At 54.8% G+C, this 26168-nt stretch carries 25 protein-coding genes; 7 read left to right on the plus strand and 18 right to left on the minus strand.

Translation table 11 applies throughout. From position 1 onward, the window contains the following. Nucleotides 1–82: 82 nt before the first annotated feature. The 4 genes from CTZ24_RS18620 to ppiA all read right to left on the minus strand — a co-directional run bounded on the left by CTZ24_RS18620 (nucleotide 83) and on the right by ppiA (nucleotide 2125). Nucleotides 83–658 (minus strand): aminodeoxychorismate synthase component II, encoded by a 576-nt coding sequence (locus CTZ24_RS18620; RefSeq protein ID WP_208724297.1) that lies wholly within the window; start codon nucleotides 656–658, stop codon nucleotides 83–85. 41 nt (nucleotides 659–699) lie between these two features. After that, nucleotides 700–1293 (minus strand): putative adenosine monophosphate-protein transferase Fic, encoded by a 594-nt coding sequence (locus CTZ24_RS18625; RefSeq protein ID WP_021184827.1) that lies wholly within the window; start codon nucleotides 1291–1293, stop codon nucleotides 700–702. Further along, complete coding sequence (locus CTZ24_RS18630) at nucleotides 1283–1453, minus strand: YhfG family protein (protein ID WP_208724298.1); 171 nt, start codon at nucleotides 1451–1453, stop codon at nucleotides 1283–1285. Before CTZ24_RS18630 ends, CTZ24_RS18625 begins: the two co-directional genes overlap by 11 nt. 99 nt (nucleotides 1454–1552) lie before the next feature. Beyond that, nucleotides 1553–2125, minus strand: a complete 573-nt coding sequence (gene ppiA / locus CTZ24_RS18635; protein ID WP_208724299.1) for a peptidylprolyl isomerase A — start codon at nucleotides 2123–2125, stop codon at nucleotides 1553–1555. A 263-nt stretch (nucleotides 2126–2388) separates the two neighbouring features. On the opposite strand from ppiA, the gene tsgA reads away from it, so the two are divergent. Beyond that, nucleotides 2389–3567 (plus strand): MFS transporter TsgA, encoded by a 1179-nt coding sequence (gene tsgA / locus CTZ24_RS18640; protein ID WP_021184830.1) that lies wholly within the window; start codon nucleotides 2389–2391, stop codon nucleotides 3565–3567. A 33-nt stretch (nucleotides 3568–3600) separates the two neighbouring features. Here tsgA and CTZ24_RS18645 read toward each other — a convergent pair whose 3' ends face one another. Then, the gene (locus tag CTZ24_RS18645) at nucleotides 3601–4884 is read right to left on the minus strand and encodes a cytosine deaminase (protein ID WP_208724300.1); all 1284 of its coding nucleotides are present in this window, start codon (nucleotides 4882–4884) and stop codon (nucleotides 3601–3603) included. 214 nt (nucleotides 4885–5098) lie between these two features. Here CTZ24_RS18645 and nirB point away from each other — a divergent pair, with 214 nt between their 5' ends. The 4 genes from nirB to cysG all read left to right on the plus strand — a co-directional run bounded on the left by nirB (nucleotide 5099) and on the right by cysG (nucleotide 10240). Next, the gene (gene nirB / locus CTZ24_RS18650; protein ID WP_208724301.1) at nucleotides 5099–7639 is read left to right on the plus strand and encodes a nitrite reductase large subunit NirB; all 2541 of its coding nucleotides are present in this window, start codon (nucleotides 5099–5101) and stop codon (nucleotides 7637–7639) included. After that, nucleotides 7636–7962 (plus strand): nitrite reductase small subunit NirD, encoded by a 327-nt coding sequence (gene nirD / locus CTZ24_RS18655; protein ID WP_208724302.1) that lies wholly within the window; start codon nucleotides 7636–7638, stop codon nucleotides 7960–7962. Before nirB ends, nirD begins: the two co-directional genes overlap by 4 nt. Before the next feature lie 30 nt (nucleotides 7963–7992). After that, nucleotides 7993–8796, plus strand: coding sequence for a nitrite transporter NirC (gene nirC, locus CTZ24_RS18660; protein ID WP_208724303.1), 804 nt, complete (start codon nucleotides 7993–7995; stop codon nucleotides 8794–8796). Nucleotides 8797–8875: 79 nt separating this feature from the next. Continuing rightward, a complete protein-coding gene (gene cysG / locus CTZ24_RS18665; RefSeq protein ID WP_208724304.1) occupies nucleotides 8876–10240 on the plus strand; it encodes a siroheme synthase CysG in 1365 nt (454 codons plus the stop codon). 56 nt (nucleotides 10241–10296) lie between these two features. Here the strand turns inward: cysG and trpS are convergent, their stop codons facing one another. From trpS to pilM, 12 genes are all read right to left on the minus strand, one after another. Further along, on the minus strand, nucleotides 10297–11301 hold the full coding sequence (trpS, locus tag CTZ24_RS18670) for a tryptophan--tRNA ligase (protein ID WP_021184836.1): 1005 nt from the start codon (nucleotides 11299–11301) through the stop codon (nucleotides 10297–10299). Nucleotides 11302–11317: 16 nt separating this feature from the next. Continuing rightward, nucleotides 11318–11995, minus strand: a complete 678-nt coding sequence (locus tag CTZ24_RS18675; protein ID WP_208724305.1) for a phosphoglycolate phosphatase — start codon at nucleotides 11993–11995, stop codon at nucleotides 11318–11320. Continuing rightward, nucleotides 11979–12662, minus strand: a complete 684-nt coding sequence (rpe, locus tag CTZ24_RS18680) for a ribulose-phosphate 3-epimerase (RefSeq protein ID WP_021184838.1) — start codon at nucleotides 12660–12662, stop codon at nucleotides 11979–11981. Before rpe ends, CTZ24_RS18675 begins: the two co-directional genes overlap by 17 nt. Before the next feature lie 65 nt (nucleotides 12663–12727). Continuing rightward, on the minus strand, nucleotides 12728–13540 hold the full coding sequence (dam, locus tag CTZ24_RS18685) for an adenine-specific DNA-methyltransferase (RefSeq protein WP_021184839.1): 813 nt from the start codon (nucleotides 13538–13540) through the stop codon (nucleotides 12728–12730). A gap of 96 nt (nucleotides 13541–13636) precedes the next feature. Further along, nucleotides 13637–14650: an SPOR domain-containing protein gene (locus CTZ24_RS18690; RefSeq protein ID WP_208724306.1), complete on the minus strand. Its 1014-nt coding sequence runs from the start codon at nucleotides 14648–14650 to the stop codon at nucleotides 13637–13639. A gap of 70 nt (nucleotides 14651–14720) precedes the next feature. Continuing rightward, complete coding sequence (gene aroB, locus CTZ24_RS18695) at nucleotides 14721–15812, minus strand: 3-dehydroquinate synthase (RefSeq protein WP_021184841.1); 1092 nt, start codon at nucleotides 15810–15812, stop codon at nucleotides 14721–14723. A gap of 38 nt (nucleotides 15813–15850) precedes the next feature. Next, a complete protein-coding gene (gene aroK, locus CTZ24_RS18700) occupies nucleotides 15851–16372 on the minus strand; it encodes a shikimate kinase AroK (protein ID WP_021184842.1) in 522 nt (173 codons plus the stop codon). 379 nt (nucleotides 16373–16751) lie between these two features. After that, the gene (hofQ, locus tag CTZ24_RS18705; protein WP_208724307.1) at nucleotides 16752–18017 is read right to left on the minus strand and encodes a DNA uptake porin HofQ; all 1266 of its coding nucleotides are present in this window, start codon (nucleotides 18015–18017) and stop codon (nucleotides 16752–16754) included. Further along, entirely contained in the window at nucleotides 17953–18342 is a 390-nt protein-coding gene (locus CTZ24_RS18710) for a HofP DNA utilization family protein (RefSeq protein WP_208724308.1), read from the minus strand. Before CTZ24_RS18710 ends, hofQ begins: the two co-directional genes overlap by 65 nt. Further along, a complete protein-coding gene (locus tag CTZ24_RS18715) occupies nucleotides 18332–18823 on the minus strand; it encodes a HofO family protein (protein ID WP_208724309.1) in 492 nt (163 codons plus the stop codon). The genes CTZ24_RS18710 and CTZ24_RS18715 overlap by 11 nt, the downstream gene beginning before the upstream one ends. After that, complete coding sequence (locus tag CTZ24_RS18720; RefSeq protein WP_208724310.1) at nucleotides 18816–19358, minus strand: PilN domain-containing protein; 543 nt, start codon at nucleotides 19356–19358, stop codon at nucleotides 18816–18818. The genes CTZ24_RS18715 and CTZ24_RS18720 overlap by 8 nt, the downstream gene beginning before the upstream one ends. Continuing rightward, nucleotides 19358–20155, minus strand: coding sequence for a type IV pilus biogenesis protein PilM (pilM, locus tag CTZ24_RS18725; RefSeq protein WP_208724311.1), 798 nt, complete (start codon nucleotides 20153–20155; stop codon nucleotides 19358–19360). Before pilM ends, CTZ24_RS18720 begins: the two co-directional genes overlap by 1 nt. A 231-nt stretch (nucleotides 20156–20386) precedes the next feature. Between pilM and mrcA the strand changes: the two genes are divergently transcribed. Then, a complete protein-coding gene (mrcA, locus tag CTZ24_RS18730) occupies nucleotides 20387–22936 on the plus strand; it encodes a peptidoglycan glycosyltransferase/peptidoglycan DD-transpeptidase MrcA (RefSeq protein WP_208724312.1) in 2550 nt (849 codons plus the stop codon). 89 nt (nucleotides 22937–23025) lie between these two features. Here the strand turns inward: mrcA and nudE are convergent, their stop codons facing one another. Further along, nucleotides 23026–23592 (minus strand): ADP compounds hydrolase NudE, encoded by a 567-nt coding sequence (nudE, locus tag CTZ24_RS18735; RefSeq protein ID WP_208724313.1) that lies wholly within the window; start codon nucleotides 23590–23592, stop codon nucleotides 23026–23028. Nucleotides 23593–23997: 405 nt separating this feature from the next. On the opposite strand from nudE, the gene CTZ24_RS18740 reads away from it, so the two are divergent. Continuing rightward, a complete protein-coding gene (locus CTZ24_RS18740) occupies nucleotides 23998–26139 on the plus strand; it encodes an intracellular growth attenuator family protein (protein ID WP_208724314.1) in 2142 nt (713 codons plus the stop codon). Nucleotides 26140–26168: the final 29 nt, after the last annotated feature.

The following is a 26168-nucleotide window of genomic DNA, read 5'->3' on the forward strand; positions in this document are numbered from 1 at the left end:
ACCTCATCGGATTATTTGTTGAGCTGACGTGAAATTATAATCACAAAATATGCATAAAAAATCACACAAAGGCAAACACAACTTAAGTCTTCAGGAAATTCGCCAGAAGCTGATGGCCCTGCTCGCTGAGGATGCTTTCCGGGTGAAATTGCACCCCCTCGAGTGGCAGCGTTTTATGGCGGAATCCCATGATCTCATCCGGTTCACCATCACGCAGGCTCCAGGCGGTAATTTCGAACTCTTCAGGGAGGGTCGCGCGCGCCACAATCAGCGAATGGTAACGGGTGACGTTGAGCGGATTATTTAACCCACGAAAGACACCGCTGTCGTTATGGCGAATCGCCGACGTTTTGCCGTGCATCACCTGACGCGCGCGTACCACCTGCGCGCCATACACCTGGGCAATGGCCTGATGGCCAAGGCATACGCCAAGGATCGGTAAGCGGCCAGCAAAACGGCGGATCGCCGCCAACGAGATGCCGGACTGATCCGGAGTGCAGGGGCCAGGCGAAATCACCAGATGAGTGAGCGGTAGCGCCTCCATTTCGTCGAGGGTGATGGCATCGTTGCGCACCACCCTGACGTCAGCACCCAATTGGCAAAAGTATTGGTAGAGATTCCAGGTGAAGGAGTCGTAATTATCGATTAACAGCAGCATAGCGCCCTCAGGCAGGTCAAACCGCCGCTATTCTACGCATTTTAGCGGGCGGGGCTTACCACTTTTGCAAACTGCGCACTGAGCAGAGTTAAATCGCCACCTACCGCCTCGCGAATCGCCGCACGCCAGCTATCACGGTCCAGTTTATCCCACGTCAGCAAATAGCCTGCGTGCAACGCCAGTTGCTCGAAGAAGATGCGTTGTGCGCGGCCATTCCCGGCCCGGAACGGATGCAGCACATAAATCTCGCAGTAGTAATGTGCCAGACGCCTGACAAATTCATCCTGCGCCAGATGGCTCAACCCGTCTTCATCCGCCAGTGCACTCATCAGGTTGTTACCCTCTTTCTCGATGTAGGCGCAGTGACAATATGGCGTCTCGTCGCTCCAGATATCTACCGTGCGCAGCTCACCGGCCCAACTGTAGAGATCCTGAAACAGGGTGCGATGAATATGACACAGCCATGGCATCCCCCTGCGCTGCGGCCCCAACTCCAGGGTGGCAAGCCGTGCCGCGCTGAACGCCAGTTCGGCTTTACGCAATTGGGCGCTGTCGTGAATATCCAGGCGATTCTTCAGCACGCTGTCGTTATGCCACAGATAGGGATCGCGTACCGCCAGTGAGTTATCCGCCATATTGCCTCCTTAACGAGGTCAGCCGTTCGTCGGCCTGTTCAAGCGTGATGGCCGGTTCGCTCAGCATATAGCCCGCCAGACGGCAGCTGGCCTGATAGCTGGCAGCACGGCGCTGTTGCCACAGCGTGGCTTTCTGTTTGTCGGTCAGTTTGCTGGTCATAGAGCCTCCGGCAAGCAATTTGCCCTAAGTATAAGCAGCAAATATTCGCTTTGCCGGAGAGCGGCAGGAGGCGCCATCGCAAAATGGCGCGCAAAAAAATCAGGGCAGAACTTTGGCGGAGAGGATAACGATCGGTTTTGACGGCACATTCTGGTACGGACCCACATCTTTGGTCGGCACCTGAGAAATCTTATCGGCCACGTCCATTCCTTTCACAACTTTACCAAATACGGCATAGCCAAAATCACGCTGTCCGTGATCAAGGAAGGCGTTGTCGGTAACGTTAATAAAGAACTGGCTGGTTGCGCTGTCTTTCTCCGCAGTACGCGCCATCGCGATGGTGCCGCGCAGGTTACGCAGGCCGTTATCTGCCTCGTTTTTGATTGGCGCGTTGGTTTGCTTCTGCTGCATATCCGTGGTGAAACCGCCCCCCTGCACCATGAAGCCAGGGATCACGCGATGGAAAATGGTGTTGTTGTAGAAACCATTGTTGACGTAATCAACAAAGTTTTTCACCGACACCGGGGCTTTCTGGTTATTCAGTTCGAGTTCGATATTACCCGCAGAGGTGGTGAGCAGAACGTGAGTATCGCCTTTTGCCGCCAGGGCAGAAACGGAAACAGATGAGAGCGCTAACAGGGCAACTGCCGCTGTCAAAGTACGTTTAAACATGAAAGATTCCTTACCATGAAGTGCAAGCTCAAAACGAGATTGATTGTAAAGAGCATGTAATACAAGAGCCAGCGTTTTACCTATATTTACGCGGCAGCGGCAAATGCCCGAAATTCGGGGCTACGCAATCATTTGCGTGACGCAAATCACACTATTAGTGAAATCTAATAACCTTATTTCACTCTTTGTTTATTAAGATCACAGTTGCATTTACAATTCATGACACTTTTTGCCAACTTCGGTGCTCAAAACAGGTCCCCCACATGACAAACCGTAATCGTATTGGCCTTACCTGGATCAGCTTTTTCTCTTATGCGCTGACGGGCGCACTGGTGATTGTGACCGGGATGGTACTGGACAATATTGCACAGTATTTCCAGCTGCCGATCTCGGAAATGAGTAACACCTTCACCTTTCTCAATACCGGTATTCTGGTCGCGGTATTCCTTAACGCCTGGCTGATGGTGATTGTGCCGTTAAAACGTCAGTTGATCTTTGGCTTCGTGCTAATGGTACTGGCGGTGTTTGGTCTGATGACCAGCCACAACCTGTCGGTGTTCTCACTGTGCATGTTTGTGCTTGGTGTGGTGAGCGGCATTACCATGTCGATCGGCACCTTCCTCATTACCCATCTGTACGATGGTCGCCAGCGCGGTTCACGCCTGCTGTTTACTGATTCCTTCTTCAGCATGGCCGGTACGCTGTTCCCGATTATCGCTGGCATCCTGCTGGCGCGCGCCCTGCCGTGGTACTGGGTTTACGCCTGCATTGGCGTTATTTATATCGCCATCTTCGTGCTGGCGCTGTGCGTTGAGTTCCCGGTTTTGAAAAACAACACCGAAACGCAGGCGGCGGAAAAAGAGAAATGGGGTATCGGCGTGCTGTTCCTGTCGATTGCCGCGCTGTGCTACATCCTCGGCCAACTGGGCTTCATCTCCTGGGTGCCGGAATACGCCACCAAAACCATGGGGATGGATATCGCTGCTGCCGGCCAGTTAGTAGGTAACTTCTGGACCGCCTATATGGTCGGCATGTGGGTGTTCAGCTTCCTGCTGCGCTTCTTCGATCTGCAACGTATCCTGATGGTACTGGCGGCGATTGCCACCGTGTTGATGTACTGGTTTGTCAGCACCAATGACGCCAATATGCTGCACTGGATCATCATGACACTCGGCTTCAGCTCCAGCGCTATCTACACCACCATCATCACCCTGGGTTCACTGCAAACCAAAGCCTCATCACCGAAGCTGGTCAACTTTATCCTGACTTGCGGTACCGTCGGTACCATGTTGACCTTTGTGGTCACCGGTCCGATTGTGGCGAAAGGCGGTGCGCATGCGGCACTGGCGACTGCTAACGGCTTATACGCCGTGGTGTTTGTGATGTGTGTACTGCTCGGCTTTGTCACTAAACATCGCCAGCACGGCCATATTACGCACTAACCTGCGCGGGCGGACGTCAGTCCGCCCTGCAACTCAACGCCGAAAGGTTACCGCTTCCGTTTCCCCCAGATAGATCTCACTGCTTGCAGGCTCTGTTGCTGCCACCAGCTCGCCTTTACGCAACGAATAACGCACCGGCACCTGACGTCGCACCGCATCAAATCCGCTTTCGGCTGGCAGGATAATCAGGCTGGCATCATTACCCGGCTCCAGGCCATAACCGCTAAGTTGCATGGTTTTGGCGCTGTTGGTGGTGATTAGCTGCAACCCCGCATCAATCTGTTCATAACCCATCAACTGGCAGACATGCAGCCCCATATGCAGCACCTGCAACATGCTGGCGGTACCGAGCGGATACCAGGGATCAAACACATCGTCGTGACCAAAACAGACGTTGATATTCGCCTCCAGCAACTCCTTAACCCGGGTAATGCCGCGCCGTTTGGGGTAGCTGTCAAAACGGCCCTGCAAATGAATATTTACCAACGGGTTGGCGACAAAGTTGATACCTGACAGGCGCAGCAGACGGAACAGACGTGAGGTATAGGCATTGTTGTAGGAATGCATCGCCGTGGTATGACTGGCGGTCACTCTGCCCCCCATGCCATCGCGATGAGCCAGTGCCGCGACGGTTTCTACAAAACGCGACTGCTCATCATCGATTTCATCGCAATGCACATCCACCAGCCGGTCGTAGCGATTCGCCAGCGCAAAGGCCTTGTGTAATGACTCAACGCCATACTCACGGGTAAATTCGTAATGGGGGATCGCTCCCACCACGTCTGCGCCGAGGCGCAGTGCCTCTTCCAGCAGGGCTTCGCCATTGGGATAAGAGAGAATACCTTCCTGCGGAAAGGCGACTATCTGGATATCAATCCACGGCGCCATCTCCGCTTTCACTTCCAGCATGGCTTGCAGCGCGGTCAGCGTCGGGTCTGAAACATCCACATGGGTACGCACATGCTGGATACCGTTAGCGATTTGCCATTTCAACGTCTGCTTTGCACGCTGCTTTACGTCATCATGACTCAGCAAAGCCTTACGCTCGGCCCAGCGTTCAATGCCTTCGAACAGCGTTCCGGATTGATTCCACGCCGGTTCACCCGCGGTTTGCGTGGTATCGAGATGGATATGCGGTTCAATAAAGGGGGCGCTTGCCAGGCCGCCTTCGGCGTCGAGTACACCTTCCTGGGCGCTGCACTCGGCCGATTGTGGGACAATACGGGAAATTTTCCCCTGCCCGATTTCGATTTGCCACAACCCCTGCTGGCCGGGTAAACGCAGATTGTTGATCCATTGCAGCGACGTCTTAGCCATGCCCTTCTCCTGTAGAAACGCGACATCTTAAAATAGCGTCAATACCCGTCCCTTGCACATCCCCTGGCCGCACGATTTACCGCCCAGAGGTGAATGTTTTTAATATCAGTAACATACCTCTAAATGAGTATATAAAGGGGTATTTGATATGCATCAATAACCCCATTCTTGTAACGGCTAAGGTAGCCGCATACACCTTCGTTTTGGGGAAAATATGAGCAAACATCAGGTCGTCATTATTGGCAACGGCATGGTCGGTCACCGCTACATAGAAGAATTAATTGATAAGGCAGAACCCAGTCAATTTGCCATCACCGTTTTTTGTGAAGAACCGAGGGTCGCTTATGATCGCGTCCACTTGTCCGCTTATTTCACCCACCACAGCGCGCAAGCGCTTTCGCTGGTCAGTGCAGGCTACTACGAAAAACATCAGATCAACCTGCTGCTGGGTGAGCGCGCCATTGCTGTTGACCGCGACAAGCAGCGGATTCATTCCAGTACTGGCCGTGTTGTGCCCTATGACACGCTGATCTTCGCTACCGGTTCTTACCCGTGGATCCCCCCGATTCAGGGAGCGGATGGCAGCGACTGCTTTGTTTATCGCACCATCGAAGACCTCGATGCGATTGCAGCCTGTGCACAGCGCAGTCAACGCGGGGCCGTGATTGGCGGTGGCCTGCTCGGACTGGAGGCCGCTGGCGCATTACAAACTCTCGGTATTGAAACCCATGTGATCGAATTCGCGCCAGTGCTGATGGCAGAACAGCTCGATCGTCAGGGTGGCGAACAGTTGCGCCATAAGATTGAGCAGATGGGCGTAAAGGTGCACACCGGTAAGAATACGCACGAAATTGTCCACCACAGCCACGGGGGTAAAACGCTGCACTTCAAGGATAACAGCTCACTGGACGTCGATTTTATTGTGTTCTCGACCGGTATTCGCGCGCAGGACCAACTGGCGAAGCACTGTGGCCTGCCACTCGGCCCACGCGGCGGTATCGCCATTGACGATCGCTGTCAGACCCGCGATCCGGCCATCTTTGCCATCGGCGAATGCGCGGCATGGCAGAATCAGGTATTTGGCCTGGTGGCACCAGGCTACAAAATGGCCCAGGTAGCCAGCGATACCTTGCTGGGCCGCGACAATGCCTTCACCGGTGCCGATATGAGCGCCAAACTCAAGTTGTTGGGGGTAGATGTCGGCGGCATTGGCGATGCGCATGGCCGCACGCCAGGCGCACGCAGCTATGTCTGGCTCGACGAACAACAATCCATCTACAAACGCCTGATCGTCAGCGAAGATAACCAAACCCTGCTCGGCGCGGTGCTGGTGGGTGACACCAGCGACTACGGCAACCTGCTGCAACTGGCGCTGAATAAAATCCCCCTGCCAGCGCGCCCTGAGTTGCTAATCCTGCCCGCAGGTAGCGGTGAAAAACCGGCCATTGGGGTCGATGCACTGCCTGATAACGCACAGATTTGCTCCTGCTTCGACGTCAGCAAAGGCGATATTGTCAGCGCCGTGAAAAAGGGCTGTCACACCGTGGCAGCACTCAAGGCAGAAACCCGCGCAGGAACCGGTTGCGGTGGCTGCCTTCCACTGATCACCCAGGTGTTGAATGCCGAGCTGAGCCGTCAGGGCGTCGAGGTGAAAAACCATCTGTGCGCTCACTTCCCTTACTCACGCCAGGAGTTGTACCACCTGATCCGCGTGGAAGAGATAACCTCGTTCGACGCGCTACTGGCGAAGTACGGGCAGGGTTATGGTTGTGAAGTGTGTAAACCCACCATCGGTTCGTTGCTGGCCTCCTGCTGGAATGAGCACATCCTTCAGCCGCAGCTGACCCCCTTGCAGGACAGCAACGATCTGTTCCTCGGCAATATCCAGAAAGACGGTACCTACTCAGTGATCCCGCGCTCACCCGGCGGGGAAATCAGCCCGGATGGGTTGATGGCAATTGGCCAAGTGGCGCGTCAGTACCATCTCTACACCAAAATCACCGGCTCACAGCGTATTGGCCTGTTCGGCGCACAGCGCGACGATCTTCCGGCTATCTGGACACAGCTGATCGCCGCAGGCTTTGAAACCGGGCAAGCCTACGCTAAAGCGTTACGTATGGCGAAAACCTGCGTTGGCAGCACCTGGTGCCGCTACGGTGTCGGTGACAGCCTTGGCTTCGGCATCGAACTGGAAAACCGCTACAAAGGCATCCGTACCCCACACAAAATGAAGTTCGGCGTCTCCGGTTGCACACGCGAATGCGCTGAAGCCCAGGGCAAAGACGTTGGTGTGATCGCCACTGAAAAAGGCTGGAACCTGTATGTCTGCGGCAACGGCGGCATGAAACCACGCCATGCCGACCTGCTGGCCGCTGACCTCGATCGTGACACGCTGCTGCATTATCTGGACCGCTTTATGATGTTCTACATCCGCACCGCTGACCGCCTGCAACGAACCTCGGTATGGCTGGAAAATATGGAAGGCGGCATTGATTATCTGCGCAGCGTCATCGTCGATGACAAGCTCGCCCTGAACAGCCAACTGGAGAGCGAAATTACGCGTCTGCGCAGCCTGGTGGAATGCGAATGGGCCGCAACGGTCAGGGATGCGAAGCCGCAGGCGCACTTCGCCACCTTTATCAACAGCAGCCAACGCGATCCGTTGATACAGAATATCAACCTGCGCGATCAACATCGCCCGGCGCGCCCTGCCGAACGCATTGCCGTTAACCTGATTGAGGAGGCCGATCTGTGAGCCAGTGGCATGCCGTATGTGAACTTAACCAAATTCTGCCCGCCACTGGCGTATGCGCACTGGTGCGAGGGCAACAAATTGCCATTTTCCGTCCCCACGATGATGAGCAACTGTTTGCCCTGAGCAACATCGATCCCTTTGCCGCAGCGAGCGTATTGTCGCGCGGCATCATTGCTGAGCATCAGCAGACGCTATGGGTTGCCAGCCCGCTGAAAAAACAACGTTTCCGCCTGAGCGACGGATTGTGTCTTGAGGATGAAGCGCGGTCAGTGGTGAGCTATCCGGTGCGCGTCAGCCAGGGCCGGGTTGAAATCTGCGTCTGAAAAAATTCTTTTACTTTCTGAGACATGACTATGTTTACTGACACCCTGGAAAAATGCGCCGCCAATGCGGCGCGCATTGCGCGCACCACCCAACACAATCCACTGGCCTTCTGGATCAGTGCTGCGATGGCAGGTGCCTACGTCGGGCTGGCGATTATCCTGATCTTCACTCTGGGCAATCTCGCCGATCCGGCCTGGCGACCACTGATTATGGGGGCGACCTTTGGCCTGGCATTGACGCTGGTCATCATCGCCGGTTCGGAGTTGTTTACCGGTCACACCATGTTCCTCACCATTGGCGTCAAAGCAGGCAGCATTCGCGCCGGTCAGATGTGGTGTATTCTGCCGCAAACCTGGCTCGGCAACCTGATCGGTTCGGTGGCCGTAGCGTTGATGTATTACTACGCGGCGGGCGCGCTATTGCCCAATGCGGGTTCATTGATCCACAGCGCGGCTCTGGCGAAAACCACGCAAACCGCCAGCGCATTGTTCTTTAAGGGTGCGTTGTGTAACTGGCTGGTTTGCCTCGCGATCTGGATGGCAGTTCGCACCGAGGGGACCGCGAAGTTCCTCGCTATCTGGTGGTGTCTGCTGGCCTTTATCGCCTCTGGCTATGAACACTCTGTCGCGAATATGACGCTCTTTGCGTTGTCATGGTTTGGTCAGCATAATGCCGACCTGACTTTAGCGGGTATCGGTCACAACCTGTTGTGGGTAACGCTGGGTAATATGTTCTCCGGCATGGTGCTGATGGGGCTCGGTTACTGGTACGCCACGCCGCAGGCACAACGACCACGGGCAGCATCCCAGACCAGTGAACTTAAATCCGCATAATATTTTTCACACCAATGTCCGTAGCGGCGCGATAAATCGCGCCGCTACGGATCACAGCAGCACTCTTTTAGGATGAGCTATGGATTACTTTCCCCTATTTTGCCGTCTTCAGGGCAAACGTTGTTTGCTGGTCGGCGGCGGTGATGTCGCGGAACGCAAAGCACGCTTGCTGCTGGAGGCCGGTGCTGATTTGCACGTTGGCGCGCTGGATTTTTCCCCTGCTTTCTTACAGTGGGAACAACAGGGGAAAGTGGTGTTATGGCAAGGCGCGTTCACTGAAGAGTGGCTGGCAGACTGCTGGCTGGTGATTGCCGCCACCAACGATGATGCAGTGAATCAACAGGTGGGCGCAGCCGCCGAAGTTCGCCGTATCTTTTGCAATCTGGTCGATGCCCCTGAGCAGGCCAGCGCCATCATGCCCTCCATCGTCGACCGTTCACCGTTGATGATCGCCGTATCGAGCGGTGGTCGCGCACCGGTGCTGGCTCGTCTGTTGCGAGAGAAGCTGGAGGCGATGCTGCCACAGCATCTGGGCCAACTGGCTACACTGGCCGGTTCACTGCGCCAGCGGGTGAAAAATCGCTTTAGCAGCATCGCTCAGCGTCGTCATTTTTGGGAACGCTTCTTTGCCAGCGATCGTCTGGCGCAAACGCTGGCAAACGGTGATCATCCCCGCGCGGAGGCGCTGGTCAAGACGCTGTTTGATGCGCCGCTGTCACAACAAGGTGAGGTGGTGCTGGTCGGTGCCGGGCCTGGCGATGCGGGACTGCTGACGTTGAAAGGCCTGCAACATATCCAGCAGGCGGATGTGGTGGTGTATGACCGTTTGGTATCCGATCCGATACTCAATCTGGTACGACGCGATGCGGAGCGTATTTTTGTCGGCAAACGCGCCGGTCACCACTGTGTGCCGCAGGCGGAAATTAATCAGTTGCTGTTGGACCAGGCGCAGCGTGGTAAACGCGTGGTGCGCCTCAAAGGTGGCGATCCCTTTATCTTTGGTCGTGGCGGCGAGGAGCTGGAGGTGTTGGCGCAGCATCATATCCCGTTTAGCGTGGTGCCAGGGATTACCGCAGCATCGGGTTGTGCGGCTTACAGCGGCATCCCGCTCACCCACCGCGATCATGCGCAGAGCGTGCGTTTTGTCACCGGCCATTTGCAGCAGCATGGTGACATTGAGTGGCAAAAATTGGCCGCCGAGCAGCAAACGCTGGTGTTTTATATGGGTCTGACGCAGGCACCTGAGATCCAGCGCCAATTGATGTCACATGGCATGGACGCGGAGATGCCGGTAGCGCTGGTGCAAAACGGTACCACCCCACAGCAGCGCGTTGCCACCGGCACGCTGGGTGCACTGGCCGCGCTGGCGCAGCAGTTTACCAGCCCGGCGCTGATTATTGTCGGTCGCGTGGTCGGACTGCGCGATCGGCTACGCTGGTTCTGAGAAACAAAAACGGCGGATCCTCATGGCCCGCCGTTTCACCTTTGCTGCGTTAGTGCTTATGGCTGAGCAACAAAGCCAACCGCTTCGTATACCTTCTTCAGCGTCTCCTGCGCATGTGCACGGGCTTTGGCCGCACCATCACGCATCACCTGATTGAGGAATTCTTCATCATTGCGGTAGCGGTTGTAACGCTCCTGCAACTCGGTCAGCATGCCTGAAACCGCATCAGCAACGGCACCTTTCAGGTGGCCATACATCTTACCTTCGAACTCCTGCTCAAGTTCCGGGACGGGTTTGCCCGTTACACCCGAGAGAATATCCAACAGGTTCGATACCCCGGCCTTTTCTTTGATGTCGTAGCGCACCACTGGCGGCTCTTCAGAATCGGTCACCGCGCGCTTGATTTTCTTCACCACCGATTTCGGATCTTCCAGCAGGCCGATCACGTTGTTACGGTTGTCGTCGGATTTCGACATCTTCTTAGTTGGCTCCAGCAGCGACATCACGCGTGCACCCGATTTCGGAATAAAGGGCTCCGGCACTTTGAAGATGTCGCCATACAGCGCGTTAAAACGCTGGGCGATGTCACGGCTCAGCTCCAGATGCTGCTTCTGATCTTCACCCACCGGGACCTGGTTGGTTTGATACAGCAGGATATCGGCCGCCATCAGCACCGGATAGTCAAACAGACCGGCATTGATGTTCTCTTCATAGCGTGCAGATTTGTCTTTGAACTGCGTCATGCGGCTCAACTCACCGAAGTAGGCGTAGCAGTTGAGGATCCAGCTCAGCTGAGCATGCTCCGGGACATGCGACTGAACAAAGATGGTGCTTTTGTTCGGATCGATGCCACAGGCAAGATACAGCGCCAGAGTATCCAGCGTCGCTTTACGCAGCGCGGCGGGGTCCTGGCGAACGGTAATGGCGTGCAGATCGACGATGCAGTAAATGCAGTGGAAATCATCCTGCATCTGCACCCACTGACGCAGCGCACCCATGTAGTTGCCAATGGTCAGTTCACCGGAAGGCTGGGCGCCGCTGAAAACGATGGGTTTGCTCATGCTTATATCCTGATAATCACAGCCCGAGTGCGGGCAAAAGTTCGTCAAAAGAGTCGAGTGTTAAATCGGGTTGGCTGCTGGCGATGGGTTCGCCGTAGTTGTAACCAAAGGTCATGCCAATGTTCGGTACGCCTGCTGCCTGGGCTGCGAGGATATCATTGCGTGAATCGCCAACAAACAGCAATTGCTGTGGCAACACACCAAATCGTCCCAGTACGAGGAAAATCGCTGCCGGATGCGGTTTTTTCACTACCACATCATCGCCACCAATAATCAGAGAGAAGTAGTCAGCGATGCCCAGCGAAGCCAGCAGAGGGGCAACAAACGGCGTCGGTTTATTGGTGACGATCGCCAGCGGCAAGCCCTTATCTGCCAATTTTGCCAGTGTGGCTTTTACCTGGGGGAACAGCGTACTGCCCGCTTCCACGGTTTCGGCGTAATACTTATCGAACAACGTGCGCGCATCACGCTGTTCATTTTCCTGCGGTTCGCGGCCCAGTGCCCAGGTCAGCGCACGGGTCATCATCACATCGGCACCGTTACCAATCCAGGTTGAGGCACGCGCTACACCTGGCGGCGGCAACTGCAAATCACCCAGGGCATGATCGATGGCTTGGGCCAGGCCCGGCGCGCTGTCCACCAGCGTACCATCCAGATCAAACGCCAGGGCGCGAATATCAGTGAAATGAGCCATTTACCTTCTCCAGTTCGCTGCGCATCGCATCGATCACTTTTTTGTAATCGGGGTGACCAAAAATGGCGGAACCGGCGACAAACATATCCGCACCGGCTGCGGCAATCTGACCGATGTTGTCGATCTTCACACCGCCATCCACTTCCAGACGGATATCGTAGCCGCTCTGATCAATGAGACGACGCGCCTGACGCAGTTTATCCAGCGTACCGGGAATGAAAGACTGACCGCCAAAGCCAGGGTTAACCGACATCAGCAGGATGATATCCAGCTTATCCATCACATAATCGAGATAGCTGAGTGGCGTTGCCGGGTTAAACACCAGACCCGCTTTACAACCGTGTTCTTTGATCAGTTGCAGCGTGCGGTCAACATGTTGGCTGGCTTCGGGGTGAAAAGTAATGTAGCTGGCACCGGCTTTGGCAAAGGCCGGGATGAGTTCATCCACCGGTTTAACCATCAGATGCACATCGATCGGTGCGGTGATGCCGTAATCGCGCAATGCTTTCAGCACCATCGGCCCCATCGTCAGATTGGGAACGTAGTGGTTATCCATCACATCGAAATGCACCACATCGCCGCCTGCCGCCAGCGCTTTGGCGGTGTCTTCACCCAGACGGGCAAAGTCAGCAGACAGGATTGAAGGGGCCAGTAAAAATTGTTTCATCCGATTCTCCCAATTTTGTGCGCCAGCACGAGCTGGCGTAATGCGTTGGTCGCGGACGAAACAGGCTAGCGGAAAAGCGCCAGCAGTTCGTCAACCTGAGTGCGACCACTTATGCTTCGGCTGATGGAACGCCGGGCTTTAACAACATGTAATACCGCATTCCGATACCACTCACGCGTCAGCAGGGTATCGTGGTTGGAAATTAATACCGGAATCTGATTCTCTTTTGCCAGCTGGGCCGCCAGTTCTGCCAAATGCTGCTGCTCGCGCATACTGAAGCTGTTGGTATGGTAGGCAGTAAAATTGGCCGTCGCCGACAAGGGCGCATACGGCGGATCGCAGTACACCACCGAGCCTTTATGTGCGCGGTTCAGAGTAACATCGTACGATTCGCAGACAAAAGTGGCTTTTTGCGCCCGTTCAGCAAACCACAGCAGTTCCGCTTCAGGAAAATAAGGTTTGCGATAACGGCCAAAAGGCACATTAAACTCACCGCGCAAATTGTAGCGGCACAGGCCGTTATAACCGTGACGATTGAGATACAGAAACAGCAAGGCGCGCTGATACACATCACGACTGGCGTTAAAGGCCACCCGCTGCGCGTAGTAGAACTCTGCGTTGTTGACTTCCGGTGTGAATAACTTACGCGCATCGTCGATAAATTCCGTGGTGCGGGTTTTGACGATGTTGTACAGGTTGATCAGGTCACTGTTGATGTCAGCCAGATGATAACGGTCATAATCCGTGTTGAGAAACACAGAACCGGCACCAACAAATGGCTCAATCAGGCAGTCGCCTTGCGGCAAGTGACGACGAATGTCATCAAGGAGCGGGTATTTCCCTCCGGCCCATTTCAGGAAAGCGCGATTTTTTTTCATGCTGTCGTGGTTATTACATCTTAATTATTGGCTGTGGCGGTACCGACAGCAGCTTTGCGCTTAAAACGGGGCCACAGTGACGCGGCCCCACAATGATTACTCGCTTTCTTTTTTCACCTGGCTCAGGGGTTTCACCCACGGGTTCTGCGCGCGCACTTCGGCAGGCAGCGAAGAGACTGCACGTTTGGCATCTGCGGGGGTAGCGTAGGAGCCACTTACCAGCACATACCAAGGCTGACCATTACGGGTGGTTTTATACACATGATAGCCGCTCAGATTCTGTTTCTTCGCCCAGGCATTCAAGCTTTCCGCTTTCGAAGCGCCACTCAACTGCAACGTATAGTTACCGCCAGGCAGAGACTTACTGGCTCCACTGCTGACCGGTGCGGCGTTATGCGTGACTGTCGACTGCGGTTTGCTCTCGCGTACGGCTGGCTTGCTGGCCGTCGGGGCTTTATGCGTTGGGGTATGGGTTTCACGCTGGCTGCTGGCACGCGGCTTTTCTTCACGCGCGATCGGCGGGGAAATGGCTTTACCACTGCCGCTTACCGTCGCGGGAGCCGTAGGCAATGAACTGTTGCCCTGCGCACCCTGTGCTGCGCTATCCACCTGGCCCTGCTGATTATTCAGTGCAGTATTGAGATCGCCTGGCAGGGTCACACGTTGCTGATTCGCCGGCGTGTCTACCGGTGCAGCCTGCGTCGGCGTTGATGACACAGGAGGCATAGTGATGGATTGTGAGCCGTTGTCAGCGGTTGGCGCATTCGCGGCGGGTTGTGACGCGCTGCCTTCCGGCGCTGGTGTCGTGTTCTGCTGGCCGCTCATGGAGGTGGAACCGGAGAGATCAATATTCTTTTCCGCGCCGCCAGAAGCCGGAGCTGGGCTGTTACTTCCTGCGGTATTCGCTGGCTTGCTTTCATCCGGGCCGTTCAGTGCCGAACCAATACCCAGTACCAGCAATAACAGAACCAGAATCCCGATACCCATCATCATATGCTGACGGGAAACCGGTACTTTTACTTTTGGCGCAGACGACGATTTGCGGGGCCGTGTGGGGCGACGGTCACTGGCATCAGGTTTTAACTCGTCTTCCGGTTTAAACTCATCCATTTAGCCTCCTCCGTAAAACGGCACGCATCCGACGCGCCGCATCACCACTCTTTTCTTTACCCGGCGGGTATTATAATGATTTCTGACAATCGTTAATTGCAGCCAGCACCATATCATGTGCTACGCCTGCACGCACTTCAGAGCGACCGATAGCGAGAGGCAGCACCAGACGCAGTTCGCCCGCCAGTACTTTTTTATCACGCATCATATGCGGCAAATACTCTTCCGCCGCCATGCTTTCCGGACCATGCACCGGTAAACCGGCACGCAGCAACAACGCAATAATGCGATCGGTATCCGCCGCACTGAACTGACCAAGACGTTCAGCGGTACGCGCAGCCATCACCATGCCTGCGGCAACCGCTTCACCGTGCAGCCAGTTGCCGTAACCCATATGGGCTTCAATGGCATGACCAAAAGTATGGCCCAGATTCAGCAACGCGCGCAGACCGGTTTCACGTTCATCAGCGGCCACGACTTCGGCTTTCAGCTCGCAGCAACGGCGAATACAGTAAGCCATGGCTTTTTCATCCAGCGCCAGCAGAGCATCAAGATTTTGCTCCAGCCACTGGAAAAAATCACCATCAAGAATGATGCCATATTTGATCACTTCCGCCAGACCTGACGCCAGTTCGCGCGGCGGCAGTGTGGCAAGGCAATCGGTATCAACCACCACGGAGGCAGGCTGATAAAACGCGCCTATCATGTTTTTGCCGAGCGGATGGTTAACGGCGGTCTTACCACCAACGGAAGAATCCACCTGAGAAAGCAAGGTCGTCGGTACCTGAATAAAACGCACGCCGCGCTGATAGCTGGCCGCAGCGAAACCGGTGAGATCACCAATCACACCACCGCCCAGCGCAATCAGCGTGGTATCGCGGCCATGCGGCTTCTGCAACAAGGCGGTAAACACCTCATCCATCACCGCCAACGTTTTATACTGCTCACCATCGGGCAGGATCACCTGATCCACTTTCACCCCTGCTGCACTCAGCAGTGCCGACAGCTTCTGCAAATAGATCGGCGCCAGCGTCTGGTTGGTGACCAGCATCGCATTGTCACCGGCTTTCAGCGGCCAAAAAGAAGCCGGATCGTTAAACAGCCCAGCAGCAATGGTGATGGGATAACTACGATCCCCGAGCGAGACAGTGATCTTCTCCATGATGACCGATACCTATGACTTAGCCCTCAGGCGCTGGATCAACTCTTTTCCAGCATATTGATGATCTGATTTGCCACTACTTTTGCACTTTGATCGTCAGTGCGGATAGTGACATCAGCGATCTCTTCATAAAGCGGGTTACGTTCGTCTGCCAGCGCTTCCAGTACTTCACGCGGCGGCGAGTCAACTTGCAGTAATGGGCGCTTTTTATCACGCTGCGTACGAGCAAGTTGCTTTTCGATGGTGGTTTCGAGGTAGACGACCACACCGCGGGCGGAGAGACGATTACGGGTTTCTCGGGATTTGACGGAACCGCCACCGGTAGCCAGCACGATGCCCTGCTTCTCGGTCAGTTCATTGATAATTTTTTCTTCACGATCGCGGAAACCCGCTTCGCCTTCAACGTCAAACACCCAGCCCACATCCGCTCCGGTACGTCGCTCAATTTCCTGATCGGAATCGAAAAATTCCATATTGAGTTGCTGAGCTAACTGACGACCAATAGTGCTTTTGCCGGCACCCATCGGCCCAACCAGAAAGATATTGCGTTTCTCTGCCATTTTGTCGGTATTACTAAGAATTCGTTGATGATACCCCGCGTTCAGCTTTAGCTGGCGGGACAGGAACTGAGACCTCATGAGCGTTAGCAAGAGTCAGACGAAAAATTATCTCAACACTCATGGCCGTTTGGCAACCGAATAAATTGCCCCCGGCGACCTCATAACAGGACCGGTCTGTGGTTCGCGAGACGGTAACGCACCTCCGCTACCCCTTGAACTTCAGGATATATGTTCATCTGACGCCAGTATCGCTTGTGACTGACGCCCATCGGGAGATTTTTTGTCGCGTTCCGTTACACCGTTTAAAAATCGCTAAACCTTGTAAGCTAATTCCTGTCCTGCGTCAACGCAGTTGGCATCACAGAGCGAATTTTCCTCTTTATCCGGTCGTAAGCGCTGCTTCCCTGACCAGTCTGGGAGTAATGAAGATCACCAGTTCCTTTTTCTTCCGCTCATCCGTTTGATGACGAAAAAGATTTCCCACCACCGGTAACTGACCCAGCCAGGGGACGCGATTTTCGTTTTGCGCCCGCTGCTGCTGAAAAATTCCCCCCAGAGCCAGGGTTTCACCATCACGCAGCGTGACCTGGGTGTCGATTTCCTGCTTATCAATACTTAAGGTTTGATGCTCACCCGTGTTGATACTGCGGCCCGGCATGTTCTGGCTCAGGCGAAGTTTTAACTGAATACGGCCATTGCCCAGTACCACCGGCGTCACCTCCATACCCAGGACCGCCTCCTTAAATTCGATGGCAGTCGCTCCGCTGTTACCGGATTTCACCTCATAAGGAATTTCCGTTCCCTGTTTAATGGTGGCGGTTTGCTGATGCGAGGTAAAAAGCCGTGGGCTGGCGATGATTTCAATCTGGCTTTCCTGCTCCAGCGCACTCAGTTCAAGATTGAGCAACTCACCTCCCACCTGTCCCAGTGTCACCCCCATGCGAAAGGCGGGATTGCTTACCGCCAGCGGAATCGCCAACTGCGGATTACGCAGGGCTTGCGTGACCTCTTCCGCCGGTGAGATCCCCCAATTTACCCCCAGCTCGCGCAAATGCTCCTCGCTGATGGTCACGATATGGGCTGATAACTCGACCTGCTCCAGTGGCAGGTCCAGCGCTTTGAGCCAGCTTACGGTGTTCTGCAACGCCTCGGGCGTGTCGCGCAGCAACAAACTGTTGGTGCGGCTGTCCACGGTGACACTGCCGCGCGAGGTCATTAGCGAGCGCTCGGTTTGCAAGCTACGTGCAGCATCACTGGCATTGGCGTAATAAAAAGTGACCGTCTGCTGTGTCAATGCGATGTGTTGCTGTTGTTCCTCACGTTCCGCCTGGATTTTTTGCGCCTGCCACTGCTGCCAGCTTTCCGGATAAACCAGCAGCACGTCTTCTTCCTGTACCACACTCAGTCGCGCCAGTCGGGCAACCAGCGCCAGAGCACGTTGCCAGTCGACATTTTCCAGTCGTAGGGAGAGCCGCCCTTCAACCCCCGGAGCAATCAGCAAATTAGTTTGCTGATAATCCGCCAGCGCCTGAAAAATGTTTTCAACTGGGGCATCGTCAAAAACCAGACTCAATCTCTGTTCACTGGCGTGCAATGGCGCGTTCAGACACAGCACCACCAGCATCCATAGCGTCTTCCGTGACATAGAAACCTCCTTTTATACGAAACTGTATTTGCTGTGGTGAACAACTCTGTTCAGCCAGCAATAGTAATGAGCGTGCCGTGAGGTGTTGCACACGCCAGGGCGTTTGGGGCAACTGCATCTGTTGCTCCAATCTGACATTTTTACCCTGTGGTGAGCGCAGCCAGGCAACATAGTGATCAGGGATACCGACGATGCCTTGCAACCGCCACCCTTGCGGTGGGTCTATCGTGGACTGGCAGAATACAGGTGCCATCGGTTGGAAAGGGTCCCGCGCCAGTACCGCTGGACTGCCCAACAGGAAACACAGCAGCACGCTAACCCTCATCGCGGCTCTCCAGCCAAAGTTGCGTCATCAGTGTTCCCTGATCTGCCTGAAGTTGAAAACGTTCCGGCACGGGCAACGCCGTATGCGCCAGTTCAGCAAACAGCGGCGTAAATTGCTGCCAGTTCAGTTTGAGGACAATATGCTGCGGCTGGTTTTCCGGCTGCCAGGCTTCCAGTTGCGTTCCCCTTGCCGCCAGTAGAGTTTCAAGTAATTGGGGTGGACTGAAGGTGGCAGGTTGTTGCAGCTCACTGATCTCAACCAGCAACTCAGCAACGGTCGGATGCAACGCAAGTTGTTGCAAGCGCTGCTGCTCAAGTTGTGCCTGCTGTACCAATTGGCGCTCTTGCCCGGCACGCGTCTGTTGTTGCGGTAATAGCACCACCAACCACCCCAGCGCCAAAACCAGCAGTGGCAACGCCAACAGCAAGGCGGCACGCCACGGTAGCGCCAGATGCATCAGGCGCTGAAGCCCTTCATTCACCTTTCACCTCCACCACCTGTGCGCGTAAGGTAAAACGGTAATGGCCATCTGGCTGACGCTGCACGTTCCCCTGACGAATCACCGGGAACAGTGGCACTTTCGCCAGCAGGCGGCGAAAATCGCCAATCGCCGCCATGCTCGACGCCAGCCCTTCCAGCACCAGTTGCCCTTGCCTGCGCTCCATGCGGCTCAGCCACAACGTTTCCGGCATCAGTTCGGGTAATTGCTGCCAGAACTGCTGCCAGGCCAAATGCTGCAATTGCCGCGTCTGTTGCTGGCGTTGCGTTTGTATTAAAGCATCACGTTGCAGCCGCAACCGCTGTTGATCACTTAGCTGTTGATCAAGCTCGCCAAGTCGTTGTGCGAGTTGTTGTTGCTCAGCCTGGTGCTGCTGACTGACGAGATATCCGCGCCAGCCACACAGCAGTAAAATCAGCAGGCTGATACCAAAACCACTCGCCAGGAACATCAGGCTCTGTTGACGCTGACGCCGCCACTGTTGGAGACGCCAGGGAAGTAGATTAACCGTCAGCATCAGGCATCCTCCGGGCGTAATGCCAGACCGAGTGCGAGAGTGTAATCCCCTTCGTTGTCCGGGAGGGGTAACTGCAAATAATGCAGCAGCGAAAAGGGTTGAACCGCGGTGAATCCCGTCATGGGTGTGGTACTTAACGCGGACTCCATCTCTGGAAATGTCGCTTGCAAATACGCCAGAGAGAGGGGTTCCGTACTCGCCCCCGAAGTAGCCGTAGAGCCTGCCAGATACCACAGCCAGTGGTCGGTTAATGGGTGAATCAATAATTGCTGATGACGCAAAGGTAAACGCCATGCCACCTGTGCCAGTGCGAGGTTGTTTAATTCGAACACATCAGGTTGCAAACCGGCCTGCTGCAATGGTTCGAGCCATTGCGTGATCACTTCACGCCGTGCCGCAGTGATGCATAACTGGGTTGATGCGGAAGATGCACGATAATCCAGAGCCAACGATGCCGGTTCTACCGGGAATAAGCGCTGCGCCGATGCCTGAACATAACGATTTAGCGCCGGTTCACGTAGCGTGACGTCAGGTAGCGGCAACGAGCGTTGCAAAACCAGCTGTGGCGGCAAGCCAACGCGCAATGAATATCGACCTGGCAACTGACATCGCCACTGCTTCAGCGCCGCCAATAACGCGGGGGATGACTGGAGCACGCCATTTTTCAACGTATCTTCAGGCAGCGTCCGCTGTTGCCAGGACCTGAGCTGCCAACCCAGGCGGCGGCGCTGGATCGCCACCGCACAAAATTTCCCATTCTGAATATCCAGGCCAATTTGCCAGCGCTGAAAAGCCATGCGCGCGATCTCCTTATCGTTAGAGGTAAATAGCCGAAATATCTCGTGTCCTCGGAGGGGCGCTGCTGCCTAAACTCTCAGGTTAGCCGTCAGGGGCCAGTGCGCCTGTCTCAAAAGTCGTCCCCTGGAGGACTTGAAGTATGCCGGGTATATCAAAGCGTCAGGCTTGCCTTTATACTACCGCGCGATTGTTTATAAACTGCCCAAACGACAACAGATGGGAAATCTCAGGTGAAGTTCGTAAAGTATTTATTAATCCTTGCAGTGTGTTGCATCTTGCTGGGAGCCGGCTCGATTTATGGTTTGTACAAATACATAGAGCCGCAGTTGCCCGACGTGAACACATTAAAAGATGTGCGCCTGCAAACCCCGATGCAGGTTTACAGTGCGGATGGCGAGCTTATCGCCCAGTACGGTGAAAAACGCCGTGTGCCGCTCACCCTGCAACAAATGCCGCCTGAGCTGATCAAAGCGTTCATTGCCACCGAAGATAGCCGTTTCTACGAGCATCATGGCGTTGATCCAGTGGGTATTTTCCGTGCTGCCAGCATTGCGCTGGTGTCCGGCCATGCCTCTCAGGGTGCCAGTACCATTACCCAGCAGCTCGCACGTAACTTCTTCCTCAGTCCGGAACGCACACTGATGCGTAAGATTAAGGAAGCGTTTCTGGCGATTCGCATCGAACAGCTGCTGAGCAAAGATGAAATTCTGGAGCTGTACCTCAATAAAATTTACCTCGGTTACCGCGCCTACGGCGTCGGTGCTGCCGCTCAGGTTTATTTTGGCAAGTCAGTCGATCAACTGTCGCTGAGTGAGATGGCGATGATTGCCGGTCTGCCGAAAGCGCCCTCCACTTTCAACCCGCTTTACTCGCACCAACGTGCGCTGGCGCGTCGTAACGTGGTGCTGTCGCGTATGCTGGATCAGAAATACATCACCCAGCAGCAGTATGACGACGCCCGTAACACCCCGCTGGCGGCCAGCTATCACGGCCCGGAAATCGCCTTTGCTGCACCTTATCTGAGTGAGATGGTGCGTCAGGAAATGGTGAAACGTTACGGTGACAGTGCCTACGAAGATGGTTACAAGGTCTACACCACCGTGACGCGTCGTTTACAGGAAGCGGCACAGCAGGCGGTACGCAATAACGTGATGGCGTATGACATGCGCCACGGTTATCGCGGCCCCACCAACGTGTTGTGGAAAGTGGGTGAAGCCAGTTGGGATAAAACCCGCATTCAGAATGCCCTGAAAGACCTGCCGCTGTATGGCCCACTTAACCCGGCGGTTGTCACCAACGTCAGCAATGATGAAGCCACTGCGATGCTGAAAGATGGCAGCAGCGTGTCACTGACGATGGCAGGTGTGCGCTGGGCGCGTGCTTACAAATCCGACATGCTGCAAGGCCCTACGCCGCGTAGCGTGTCGCAGGTGTTGCAAACGGGTCAGCAGATTTGGGTGCGCAAAGTCGACAACGACTGGTGGCTGGGTCAGGTACCTGTGGTGAACTCCGCACTGGTGTCGCTCAATCCTGAAGACGGTGCGGTTCGCGCGCTGGTGGGTGGTTTTGACTTTAATCAGAGCATGTTTAACCGCGCTACCCAGGCACTGCGTCAGGTCGGTTCCAACATTAAACCGTTCCTGTACACCGCAGCGATGGACCGTGGTCTGACACTGGCGTCAATTCTCAACGATGTCCCAATTTCTCGCTGGGATGCGGGTGCCGGCACCGACTGGCGACCGAAAAACTCGCCGCCAACCTATGACGGACCGATTCGTTTGCGCCAGGGCTTAGGCCAGTCGAAAAACGTGGTAATGGTGCGTGCCATGCGTGCGATGGGCGTTGATTACGCTGCACAGTATCTGCAACGTTTCGGCTTCCCGGCGCAGAATATTATGCATACCGAATCGCTGGCGCTGGGTGCAGCTTCGTTCACTCCAATGCAGGTGGTGCGCGGCTACTCAGTGATGGCAAACGGTGGTTTCCTGATTGATCCCTATTTCATCACCAAAATTGTGAATGAACAGGGGACCACGGTGTTTGAAGCCAAACCGAAGATCGCCTGCCCGCAGTGCAATCTGCCTGTGATTTATGGCGACACGCAGAAATCCCTCGCCCTGAACGAAGAAAGCGTTGAAAACGTTGCGGTGTCTAATCAGGCGCAAAACCAGACCGTGCCGCAGCCTGAGCTGGAGCAAGTACCCGCTCAGCCGCAACCGGCAGGCGACCAGCAGTATGCGCCGCATGTGATCAACACACCGCTGTCGTTCCTGATTAAAAGCGCCCTGAACACCAACATCTTTGGTGAACCGGGTTGGATGGGAACGGGCTGGCGCGCCAGTCGTGACCTGAAACGTAACGACATCGGTGGTAAAACCGGTACAACCAACAGCTCGAAAGACGCCTGGTTCTCCGGTTATGGTCCAGGTGTGGTGACCTCGGTCTGGATCGGCTTTGATGATTCACGCGCGCTGGGCCGCACCACCGTTTCCGGTGCTATCCCGGACCAGATTTCTGGCTATGAAGGTGGCGCGAAGAGTGCGCAACCGGCGTGGGATGCGTATATGAAAATCGCGCTGGATGGTGTGCCGGATCAACCGCTCACACCACCTGATGGCGTGGTGACAGTGACCATTGATCGCAGCACCGGCAAGTTAGCCAATGGCGGCGGTAATTCGCGTCAGGAGTATTTCATCAACGGCACCCAGCCGACGGAATACTCGGTGCATGACGTGGGCACCACCATCATGGACAACGGACAAAGTCACGAATTGTTCTGATCGAAAAAGCCGGCACAGATTGCCGGCTTTTTTATGGTCATCGAATAAAACTGGCGCGATAAATCGCGCCGCTACAGATGACACCTTCATCAATAAGTCAAACGCCCCTGCTTCACCAGCCACTCGCGCACCATAAACAGCGCGCTGACATTACGGGCTTCGCGAAAATCAGGCTCATCAAGCAACGCCAGCAGATTATTCAGCGGCCAGCGACGCACAATCAACGGCTCAGGTTCATCCCCTTCCAGCTTTTCTTCATACAAGCCTTCCGCCACCACAATGTTCATTTTGCTGGAGAAATAAGAGGGCGCCATGGTCAGTTTGCCAAGCGTTTCCAGTTTAGCGGCACCGAACCCCGCTTCTTCTTTTAACTCGCGATCCGCCGCTTCAAACGCGTTTTCACCGGGATCAATCAACCCTTTGGGGAATCCCAACTCATAGCTTTCCAGTCCAACGGCATATTCCTGAATCAGGATTACGTCATCGCCAAGAATCGGCACAATCATCACCGCCTCGCGTTCGGACGGTTTCATCCGTTCATACACCCGCCGCGCGCCATTACTGAAAGCGAGATCGACAGCTTCAATGGTAAATAACCGGGAGCGAGCCACCGTCTCGACGTTGAGGATGTCAGGTTTTTTCTGTGGAGTTTTCATATCAACCTCAAACTTTACACAACCTTGTGATGCGATAATGCCAGCATCGGCACAGCATACCGAAGCCCAAACAATTGTGCGACAAACAGCGCAGGTAAACTATGCTGTCATATATTTGCTAACGGGTACTAACAACATATTGTTATTTCTGCATTAAAATTCTCACAATAAGTCAATGACAGCAGGGGAAATTCAGAAAATACCGATATTTAATTGAGTGGAGTCCCGATAACATTCCAGTAAGGAATAATCTAATAATTTATAATTCAATGATTTTGCGCGTTATTTTATCTGACATTTCACTTGTCAGAATGACATCAGCTCGCCAAAATTGACCTGTATTGATCATTCATCGGGAGCGGATCGTTAACGTGAAGGCAGTTTTTTGGCTGAACTGAGCAGAGCATGAGCACAATTATCATTATTTTGGCCATTGTGATGGCTTGCTCCATGCTCGCGGGCATAGGTTATTGGTACGCTATGCGGCATCGTCCGCCGTTGGCGAAACCTCTGCCGTTCATTAATCCGCCCTACCGAAAACTCACCGATGAAGAACGCGCTGCCGTTGAAAAGTATATTGCTGCCCTGACAAAACAGCGTCAGCAGCCCGCAGCCCGGCCAGGTAAAAAGCAGCAGGAACCGGAAGGCCTGACGCTGACCGCGCAAAGTAATAACGTCTACCCCGTCACCCGCGCTATCACCCGTTATGGTTTATCCACCGATGATCCACAAAAGTGGCGCTACTATCTGGATGCCGTCGAAGTTCATCTGCCACCGCTGTGGGAACAGTACATTGCCGATGAAAACTATGTTGAACTGATCCGCACTCAGACCATGCCACTGGTCATTTCACTCAATGGCCATTCCCTGGTGAATTACGTGGTCGAGCAACCCGCCCTGCCTCCGCTGGTGCGAACCATGTCGACCAACGCTTCGATTCGCAAAGAAGAGAGTGAAAACGTCGAGTTACTTCGCGTACGGAAAGAGACATCGGAAGAGTACCAACTGTCACGCCCCGATGGCACCCGCGAAGCCGCCACCATCTGTTTCGCCTTTTTGTTGTTCTTCCTCAGTCTGATATTACCCGGCAGCATGATGATCTGGATGGTTCTGCTGGGTAGCGCGTTGATCGCCGTCAGCCTGTGGTTCCTGTACCGTTTCCCTGGCGAAAATGGCCTGCGCGAGGTGCACTGCCTGCGCGGCGCACCGAAACGCTGGGGTTTGTTTGGTGAGTCAAATCAGGAACAGAGCAACATCTCGCTGGGCATTATCGATTTGATCTACCCGTCACACTGGCAGCCCTATGTAGCGCATGATTTAGGCCAGGTCACGGATGTCGATATTTACCTGAACCGTCAGGTGGTACGCCAGGGACGCTTTCTGTCGTTACAGGATGAAGTTCGTAACTTCCCGGTACAGCGCTGGCGCAAGAATCTGGTACTGGCCTGTGGTTCGCTACTGGTGTTGGTGATGTTGGTAAGCTGGATACCTCTCAGCATGCCGATCAAACTCAGCCTTGCCTGGGTCAAAGGCACCGAAAGCCTGGAAGTGAATAGCGTCGATAAACTCAATGCGATGCCACTGCATATTGGTGACAGCCTGAAGGTCAGCGGCACCGGCATGTGTTCTGTACCCGGCAACTATCAAAGCAATCGCAGCTACGCGTTTATGCCGTTCGACTGCTCCGCTATTTACTGGAACAACGCCACACCGCTGCCACAACCGCAGTCCGATATTATCGATAAAGCAGCCGCACTGCTCGACACCACCACACGTCAGCTGCATCCCGAAACCAATACCGATCCGAAACTGAATCCGCAGCTCGCCTCAGCCATTCAGAAATCGGGGATGATTTTGCTGGATGATTTCTCCGACCTGGTGTTAAAAACCCAGGACCTGTGCAGCCAGCAGCAGGATTGCGTGCGCCTGAAAAACGCGCTGGTCAATCTGGGTAATGCGAAAGATTGGGATACATTGATTCATCGTGCGGATTCCGGTCGCCTGAATGGCATGAACGTGTTGCTGCGCCCGGTTAGCGCTGAGGCGTTGGAAAACCTGGTTAACACCGCTACCTCCACCTTCTTCTCGCGTGAAACACGCCGCGCAGCGGAAAACCTTAACAGCCCGCCACCGGGTGGTTTTCTGATCATCAGCGATGAAGGTCGTCAGTTGGTCAATCAGCCACAGCCATCCGTTCCCTTGTTTGATCTGGATGCCCCCTCGCAATGGCGCGAGCTGCAACATATGTCCGGCATGCTGCTGCACACCCCCTTCACCGCCAGCGGCATCATTACCAGCATCACCACCGATGCCAATGGCACCCGTCATATCGCGCTGCATAATGAACCGGATGCCCTGGCGCAGTGGCGCTATCTCGGCACCGCCTTGTTGATGGTGGTCCTGGCCGGTTGCGCATTGATTAATGGGCTGCTGGCGATGCGTCGCGTCCATCGCAATCGCCTGCGGATGGCCGAGATTCAGCAATACTACGACAAATGTTTTAACCACAATCTCAGTACTATGCAGAGCGTGCGCTCACTGTTCTGAGCCTTTCCCTTCTGTGCTACCCTGTCGCC

The sequence above is a fragment of the Pantoea phytobeneficialis genome, assembly GCF_009728735.1.
GTDB lineage: Bacteria > Pseudomonadota > Gammaproteobacteria > Enterobacterales > Enterobacteriaceae > Pantoea > Pantoea phytobeneficialis.

Bases quoted from the DNA above. Each gene is read 5' to 3' on its own strand.
- CTZ24_RS18690 (WP_208724306.1), bottom strand. From the start codon at position 14,650: ATGGATGAGTTTAAACCGGAAGACGAGTTAAAACCTGATGCCAGTGAC.
- nudE (WP_208724313.1), bottom strand. From the start codon at position 23,592: ATGAAAACTCCACAGAAAAAACCTGACATCCTCAACGTCGAGACGGTG.
- CTZ24_RS18710 (WP_208724308.1), bottom strand. From the start codon at position 18,342: ATGAGGGTTAGCGTGCTGCTGTGTTTCCTGTTGGGCAGTCCAGCGGTA.
- hofQ (WP_208724307.1), bottom strand. From the start codon at position 18,017: ATGTCACGGAAGACGCTATGGATGCTGGTGGTGCTGTGTCTGAACGCG.
- aroK (WP_021184842.1), bottom strand. From the start codon at position 16,372: ATGGCAGAGAAACGCAATATCTTTCTGGTTGGGCCGATGGGTGCCGGC.
- aroB (WP_021184841.1), bottom strand. From the start codon at position 15,812: ATGGAGAAGATCACTGTCTCGCTCGGGGATCGTAGTTATCCCATCACC.
- CTZ24_RS18675 (WP_208724305.1), bottom strand. From the start codon at position 11,995: ATGGCTCATTTCACTGATATTCGCGCCCTGGCGTTTGATCTGGATGGT.
- nirC (WP_208724303.1), top strand. From the start codon at position 7,993: ATGTTTACTGACACCCTGGAAAAATGCGCCGCCAATGCGGCGCGCATT.
- CTZ24_RS18720 (WP_208724310.1), bottom strand. From the start codon at position 19,358: ATGCTGACGGTTAATCTACTTCCCTGGCGTCTCCAACAGTGGCGGCGT.
- rpe (WP_021184838.1), bottom strand. From the start codon at position 12,662: ATGAAACAATTTTTACTGGCCCCTTCAATCCTGTCTGCTGACTTTGCC.
- pilM (WP_208724311.1), bottom strand. From the start codon at position 20,155: ATGGCTTTTCAGCGCTGGCAAATTGGCCTGGATATTCAGAATGGGAAA.
- CTZ24_RS18625 (WP_021184827.1), bottom strand. From the start codon at position 1,293: ATGGCGGATAACTCACTGGCGGTACGCGATCCCTATCTGTGGCATAAC.
- tsgA (WP_021184830.1), top strand. From the start codon at position 2,389: ATGACAAACCGTAATCGTATTGGCCTTACCTGGATCAGCTTTTTCTCT.
- CTZ24_RS18645 (WP_208724300.1), bottom strand. From the start codon at position 4,884: ATGGCTAAGACGTCGCTGCAATGGATCAACAATCTGCGTTTACCCGGC.
- CTZ24_RS18620 (WP_208724297.1), bottom strand. From the start codon at position 658: ATGCTGCTGTTAATCGATAATTACGACTCCTTCACCTGGAATCTCTAC.
- trpS (WP_021184836.1), bottom strand. From the start codon at position 11,301: ATGAGCAAACCCATCGTTTTCAGCGGCGCCCAGCCTTCCGGTGAACTG.
- ppiA (WP_208724299.1), bottom strand. From the start codon at position 2,125: ATGTTTAAACGTACTTTGACAGCGGCAGTTGCCCTGTTAGCGCTCTCA.
- cysG (WP_208724304.1), top strand. From the start codon at position 8,876: ATGGATTACTTTCCCCTATTTTGCCGTCTTCAGGGCAAACGTTGTTTG.
- dam (WP_021184839.1), bottom strand. From the start codon at position 13,540: ATGAAAAAAAATCGCGCTTTCCTGAAATGGGCCGGAGGGAAATACCCG.
- CTZ24_RS18630 (WP_208724298.1), bottom strand. From the start codon at position 1,453: ATGACCAGCAAACTGACCGACAAACAGAAAGCCACGCTGTGGCAACAG.
- nirB (WP_208724301.1), top strand. From the start codon at position 5,099: ATGAGCAAACATCAGGTCGTCATTATTGGCAACGGCATGGTCGGTCAC.
- CTZ24_RS18740 (WP_208724314.1), top strand. From the start codon at position 23,998: ATGAGCACAATTATCATTATTTTGGCCATTGTGATGGCTTGCTCCATG.